Genomic DNA, 6708 nt, shown 5'->3' with positions numbered 1-6708 from the left:
ATGGAGAGTGCTGCTTCATCACGCTAAAATTAGGGGGTAGGCATATAAATCGAGGGAGTGAACTGGTTATGGGGAAGTTTTATATACCTAAATCACGTGCGAGGGATAACCGCTATTTAGTAAGCGTGAAGGATTATTCCCACTATCACAGAGAAGGCTACTTAATTGTCAGAAACTTATTGTCAAAAGAAGACATCGACGAGCTATATGAATTAGCAGAGCAATCAAGGCTTAATAGCCTTCAGCTGGATAATCAGGCAGATCGTGATAGTAAGGACCCTCTCAAAGAGGAATTTGCAAAGGCGACACGTATTCATATGATGTCTCGTTTTAGCGGAGCAGCGGAGAGGGGCATGCTTAACCCTCGAATAGTCGATGTTACAGAGGCATTGGTCGGGCCGGATGTATACGCCCTTCAGTCCATGCTTTTCTTAAATCCTCCTGGAAAAGGCGGTCAAGGCTGGCATCAGGATGCATGCTATATTAAGACGCATCCGGATACGTTAATCGGAGCGTGGATCGCCTTAGAGGAAGCAGATGAAGAAAATGGCTGCTTATGGGTTGTACCCGGTTCGAACCACGAACCCATATATCCTCCTGATGGTGTTGGAGGAGGAAATGTGCACGCGGTGGATGCATTCGAGGATTTGAATGGTGTGCAGAATGTGAGCCATTTGGACGATAATGTGAATACGCTATCTAAGGTTGTTGCAAACTATCCTCCTGCCATACCCGTTCGGCTAAGTCCTGGAGATGTTTTATTTTTCCATTCGCATCTACTTCATCGCTCCTACCCGAATCGTACCCAGGATCGCTACCGTCGCTCATTCGTTTGCCATTATTGCAATGCACGTTCTTGGGTTCCATGGGACCATGACGGATTCGAAGGTCATTCAGGGAATTACCGTCAAATTCTCGTCCGCGGAAACACAAACCTCCCTTATGCTGAGCCAGCATTTGGAACTGAGGTTTATTTGGCAGACGGAGAAGAAGAAGCGAGCAGCGTTACAATGATGGGGATGGATAATGGTATGATGATGCCAATTGGAACGGAAAAAGGCGAATAAGAAGTATTGATATTTGGATTGTTTCCAACCATATTGAAATAAATAAAATACAGTCGCCTCAAGCGGGTTCATAGCTTGGGGCGACTGCTCTGTGTAAACATCTATACATATCAAACCTTTTCTGTCTATTGGGCATGAAAGAAGCATATCGCTTTCATTATATAAATTCCAACTGCCCAACTCGACTGTTCGTAATAGCAGCTTACACAATAATGGAGATGATGGCATCGCTGTGTGGACGAGTAAAGCCAATGGCGCGTCAGCATTGTCACACCATTTAGAACAACTGGCGTGCAGCAGCCGTAGCATTCTTTGGAGGAGGAGGACACAAGTCAACAAATAATGCTATCAGCGACACTGTAGACGGTAACGGTATCAGAATGAATACCGTGTTCCCTGATTACCCGCTTTCAGAACAATGCCGGCATTCTCTTAACGGATACGATTATTAGTAGTGGCATAAGTAACATCAATGGTACTGGGCTTGACGAATATTAACCTCACGATTCACATTGCCGCATAAAGGAGCAGCTATTTACACATATACCGGCAATGGGTATGCAACGTTTAACAATCTGACAACGAGTAATATCGCTAATCCTAACGTGAATTACATTCAAAATAACTTTGGATTAATCATTCAATAAAAATGGCATTCGAAGGGACAACAAGAAACAGGTTTATTACCATCTTAAGTTAATCAGAAATGGATAGAGCAGTGGATTCGTGTGGTTCTGTTTGGAATTGTTTTTTCTATAATACGTTCTATCATGTTACGTTTATCTCGTCGCGGATTCAAGTACAGGGGAATGTTATGCTTAGCTAAACAACATCTACTTTTTTCATAGCTGTAGTTAAAGTAGAGAATGGACATTCACCTGGTTGAGCAATCATGAATTGCTGAAGGACTTTTCTTGATGTCACGTCGATACCAGATACGTGTCCGTCATAACTGGTTTAGTTTGGTTTATAGCGGTAGAGCAGAGAATGATCCAAAAGAGCAGTATCGCTTATCCTTGATGTATACAGATACAAATAAACCTACAGTCAATTCAAATGATGTAATGCTCCTCAGGAGTCTATCATCGGCCATATATATGATAATGTTAATTGTTAAAAATGGAAAAAGTTTGATATAATTGCAAAGAGAGATTGGCCATATTATTATAATCAACACAGATATCAGTTGGGACTTCCTACCTCGATGAATCGTTTAGTTCCATCTTAAAAATGTTGAAAAGTAATCATCAATTGTAAAGTCCAACTCTTACTAGTGAATTATTGGGATAATTAAAAACGGTTTAATTTACTTGTCAAACATGTTGGTTTTCTAGTTTGAAGGAGATTGATTAGGTTAATTTATCGTTGTATCAGCTTAAAATGGTACTATTGTATTTAAGCAATCAGCTACTTTAAACTAGTAATTTGCATCATATTTTATCTAAACAAAGGAGAATCTCAAATGGGAAATTCAATATTTGACGATTTTAAGTGGATTAATGAAAGCAAGGCAACCTATGAAAATGACAAACTGATTATTGAAGCCCCTGCAGAAAGTGATTTCTTCTGTAATAATGGAGCCGTTTCCGAAACAGGAATTACACCAGAAAATCTTTGCAATGCACCATTTTATTACAAAGAAGTTACTGGCGATTTTGTGATGCGTGTTCAGGTTTCTCATGATTTCAGAGATACTTACGATGCGGCGACCATTATGGTTATGCAAGATCTTCAGGTGTGGGCTAAAGCATGCTTTGAACAGACAGATTTTGGTACACATGCTGTAGTAAGTGTTGTCACAAATCATCATTCGGATGACGCTAACGGGTGTAACATTAACGGTAATCATGTATGGTTACAGGTTGCAAGAGTTGATAACTCATTTTCATTCCATTATTCGTTGGATGGGGTTAAGTTTGATATGATGCGATTCTTTAGCTTACCAGTCGATAAGACAATCAAGGTGGGACTTGTAGCGCAAGCGCCAATAGGAAAAGGTGGAGAACGAGTCTTTCAAAACTTTTCATTGACAAATACAAAGGTTAAAAATATTCGGTATGGTGTATAACTGGATTCGAATAAGTTCGTTAACAGATTTAAAGAGGTTTTTTCCAAGTTATAAGAAACTGATTAAGCTGCGATAACCCCAAATATGTGTGGGATTATCGCAGTTTTTTTTATTTATAATACACCGGTATTCCTGTGACGAACTGCCCGAATACTTCTTAATATCTTCATTGGCATTATTCGTATAAAGAGAGAGGCGCAGATAAACTCACTTGATAACGAAGAACGCATAAAGTCAATTTATTGCGAATCTACCGATTTCTCGACAGGCTGAAGCCGATCAGCAATAAAGAAACATAGCAGCACGGGAATCAGCGTAATGGCATTCACAAGTATAAATCCCCATGTTCCAGCAGCAATCCTTTGGTACCAATAGTAGTCAGATAAAAACACATACACCATAACAAGCCAGACGGCTGAAAAAGTAGACACGATGATATAAGCTTTCATAATAATATCTCACCTCTGAGCTATTATTCCTTATGCGCAATCGAATTATGCCACGAATAAATTACCAATTACAGCGCATAATGAATCAATCGGTAAGGGAGGTTCAATATGGAACGTCGTATCTCGACAATAAGCAACTTTCAAATGATGACCCTAATCGTCATTTCAACGATCGGAACCTCGAGTCTTTACGCCCCTGCAACATTTGCCGATTATGCGGAACGAAACTCTTGGTACTTGGCAGTGGTGGGAGGAATAATGGGTCTCATAAATTTGTTCGTTTTTTTGAAGCTCAATCAACTTTACCCGAATAAAAATATCATTTCCATTTGTACGCATCTGCTCGGTTCTTGGATCGGAAGCGTTATGGCCTTTTTATTTATCTGCTATTTTATTGACGTAACGTCTTGGGTTTTACGCGAGTTTTCCCAGTTTTTTATTATCGTATTAAATCCGCTCATTCCGCAGATCTGGTATTTGTCTGCCGGTGCTATCATGTGTGCGTATGCGGCTTATCATGGCCTTGAAGTGTTTGCGCGTGTTTCAGAGATAATATTCATTGTTACAGTAACCACCTTCTTGTTGATCTACTTGCTGCTGATCAACCAATATCACCCCGAATATTTGCTTCCAATACTGGAAAACGGTCTGGCTCAGCCGCTCAGGGGGCTTTTGCTTTCCATGTCCTGGTTTGGTGATTTGATGTTTATATCAATGGTCCTGCAGCATGTTCGTAAGACGAAGCACACGACTGCTTATGCCATGAGTGCCGTGGGCATTACATTGCTGCTGCTTTTGATGTCGATCTTATCGTGCACGATGCTGTTTGGCGGCAAGACGACGGCAACATTTACTTACCCGAGCATTAGTCTCATTCAAAATATAAAGCTGTTCAGCAACATAGAACGGTTTGATGCCGCGCTCGTTGTTGTTTGGGTGATGAGCTCGTTTATCAAAATAACGGTATACTTCTGGTCCGCGCACCAGGGTCTTTCACAATTGCTGCGGCTCCGCAAGCCTCACATGTTCATTATTCCGCTGGCCATTGGTTTTGTTATCGTCTCCAAGTTCAAAGTATGGGGATTAATCGAGCTATCTGCCTTTTATGACAGCCAGGCTTGGTATTTTGTTATGTTTCAGCTATTCATTCCAGCCGTGCTGCTGTTTATTGCTTTGATCAAAGAGAATATGAAAAAAAAAGCAGGTGAATGCTGTGGGCAACAACAGTAACAACAAAACAAAGCTCACGAGCAACGTTTGCGATAACAAACGATTGCTAAAGGAATACATGCAAGCGACGGATGATCTGGTTATGGTTCATTCCATCTTTAGCCAGGGTCAGTCTGCTACGGTATGTTATCTAAATGAAATGACTGATACGAGGAAGCTTGATCTTATGCTGATTCGATATAAAGAAGACGAAAACCTGCTGACTGCTTTCCGAATGGACGAGAAGGTCTACACCATCGAGGATGCCGCGGACTCTCTTGCGGCCGGCCTATCGGTACTACTTTTTGATGAAAAAGAATATGCGATATCCATCAATACGCTCGGAATCCAACTACGAAGCGTGGATGAACCGGTAACTGAAGCGGTAGTGAAAGGTCCAAGAAGTGGATTTACGGAGTCCTTGACCAATAATTTAGCTTTGATCCGTTATCATTTTCCGTCTCCCATCTTAAAGGTTGAATACCGCAAGGTAGGTCACTTGAGTAAAACAAACCTCATCATTCTGTCAGTTGGAGGAATAACGAATCCGGAAATTTTAAAGGAAGTCCATTTAAGAATCAGTGAAATTCCAGCGGATACGATACTGGAAGGCAACTACGTGGAGGAGTGGATTACCGATAATCGCGGGACCTTATTTCCGTTAATTGAATCGACAGAGAGGCCTGATCGAGTTATCGGCGCATTGCTTGACGGCAGAATTGCGGTCATTGTGCAAGGAACGCCTTTTGTAATGCTTCTGCCGTTCGTTTTTTTGCAAGCATTCCAAGTGAGCGAGGACTACGCCTGGAACTACTATATCGGCTCTGTGATGCGCCTAATTCGATTTTTCAGTGCAATGATCGGCATGCTGCTTCCTGCCTTTTACGTAGCTACGGTTACGTTTCACCATGAGCTGGTACCGACGACGTTACTGCAGAGCATAGCATCGGCGAAAGAGCCTGTTCCTTTTCCGGCGGTGGTGGAAAGCTTCATGATGATGATCGCTTTCGAAATTATGCGCGAAGCGGGCATCCGAATGCCGAAGCAGGTCGGACAAGCTGTCAGCATCGTAGGCGCCCTCATATTGGGGCAAGCTGCGGTAGCAGCTGGAATCGTATCCCCCATTATGGTTATCGTCGCTGCTTTAACCGGAATTTGCACGTTTACGCTGCCTCCTACCGCTATTAACTATGTCATTCGTATGCTTCAGTTCGGAATGACGCTGCTTGCTTCCTTGCTAGGATATGTCGGAGTGATGGTTGGGATCATTATGCTCTTGACGTACCTCGCTTCGCTTCGCTCTTTCGGCATTCCTTATTTGGGACCTGCTTCACCATTTAAGTTCGAAGAATTAACGGACATTATCGTTCGTAGGCCGCATTCAATGAACAATAAACGGCCCGGATTGTTTCGTTCGATCCAAAACAGGCGATTCTCGGGTAAGCAAAGATGAAAGCAAGAAAATGGTTTGCTGTCGCGGTAATTGTTGTTTGCTTTATTAATACGGGCTGCAAGGGCAGTATGGAGCTTAACGAGCTCCATATTGTACATTCCATTGCCATTGACAAAGGCGAGAACGGAGCGGTTAGATTAACGGCTGAAATTGCGAGGCTGACGACCGGCGGACAACAGCCGAAGGGGATGCAGGAGCGAACGTTTTTTTTATCCACGGAGGGTAGAAGCTTATTCGAGGCCGCCCGTCTCATGAGATCGAAATCGGACCGAACGCTGCTTTGGGGCCACACGTCGGCCATTATATTTAGTGCGGACCTAGCCAGGAGCGGAATTGATAAGATGTTAGAGGATATAYGACGGTTAAGACAATTTCGGAATTCAACTTTAGTATACGTAAAGGAAGGTACTGCCTTTGAAGCGTTAAAAGTATCTATGCCAAACGTATCCATTTCTTCTCAAG

The 6708-nt window shown here is 42.4% G+C and carries 6 protein-coding genes; 5 read left to right on the top strand and 1 reads right to left on the bottom strand.

Annotation, left to right across the window (positions count from 1 at the left end):
• Positions 1-68 precede the first annotated feature (68 nt).
• Both AC1DSE_RS27315 and AC1DSE_RS27310 read left to right on the top strand, forming a co-directional pair.
• A complete protein-coding gene (locus AC1DSE_RS27315; RefSeq protein WP_477509812.1) occupies positions 69-1067 on the top strand; it encodes a phytanoyl-CoA dioxygenase family protein in 999 nt (332 codons plus the stop codon).
• A gap of 1462 nt (positions 1068-2529) precedes the next feature.
• Entirely contained in the window at positions 2530-3135 is a 606-nt protein-coding gene (locus AC1DSE_RS27310; RefSeq protein ID WP_477509811.1) for a DUF1349 domain-containing protein, read from the top strand.
• Positions 3136-3374: 239 nt separating this feature from the next.
• Here the strand turns inward: AC1DSE_RS27310 and AC1DSE_RS27305 are convergent, their stop codons facing one another.
• Entirely contained in the window at positions 3375-3584 is a 210-nt protein-coding gene (locus AC1DSE_RS27305; RefSeq protein ID WP_477509810.1) for a hypothetical protein, read from the bottom strand.
• A gap of 108 nt (positions 3585-3692) precedes the next feature.
• Here AC1DSE_RS27305 and AC1DSE_RS27300 point away from each other — a divergent pair, with 108 nt between their 5' ends.
• The 3 genes from AC1DSE_RS27300 to AC1DSE_RS27290 all read left to right on the top strand — a co-directional run.
• Positions 3693-4814, top strand: a complete 1122-nt coding sequence (locus AC1DSE_RS27300) for a GerAB/ArcD/ProY family transporter (protein ID WP_477509809.1) — start codon at positions 3693-3695, stop codon at positions 4812-4814.
• On the top strand, positions 4798-6246 hold the full coding sequence (locus AC1DSE_RS27295; protein WP_477509808.1) for a spore germination protein: 1449 nt from the start codon (positions 4798-4800) through the stop codon (positions 6244-6246). The genes AC1DSE_RS27300 and AC1DSE_RS27295 overlap by 17 nt, the downstream gene beginning before the upstream one ends.
• A partial coding sequence (locus tag AC1DSE_RS27290; RefSeq protein ID WP_477528503.1) for a Ger(x)C family spore germination protein occupies positions 6243-6708 on the top strand: 466 nt, incomplete at its 3' end. The genes AC1DSE_RS27295 and AC1DSE_RS27290, both read left to right, overlap by 4 nt.

The sequence above is a fragment of the Paenibacillus sp. 01L418 genome (assembly GCF_056400045.1).
The sequence above is the reverse complement of the archived record's forward strand: the minus strand, read 5'-3'. Positions and strand labels throughout refer to the sequence as shown.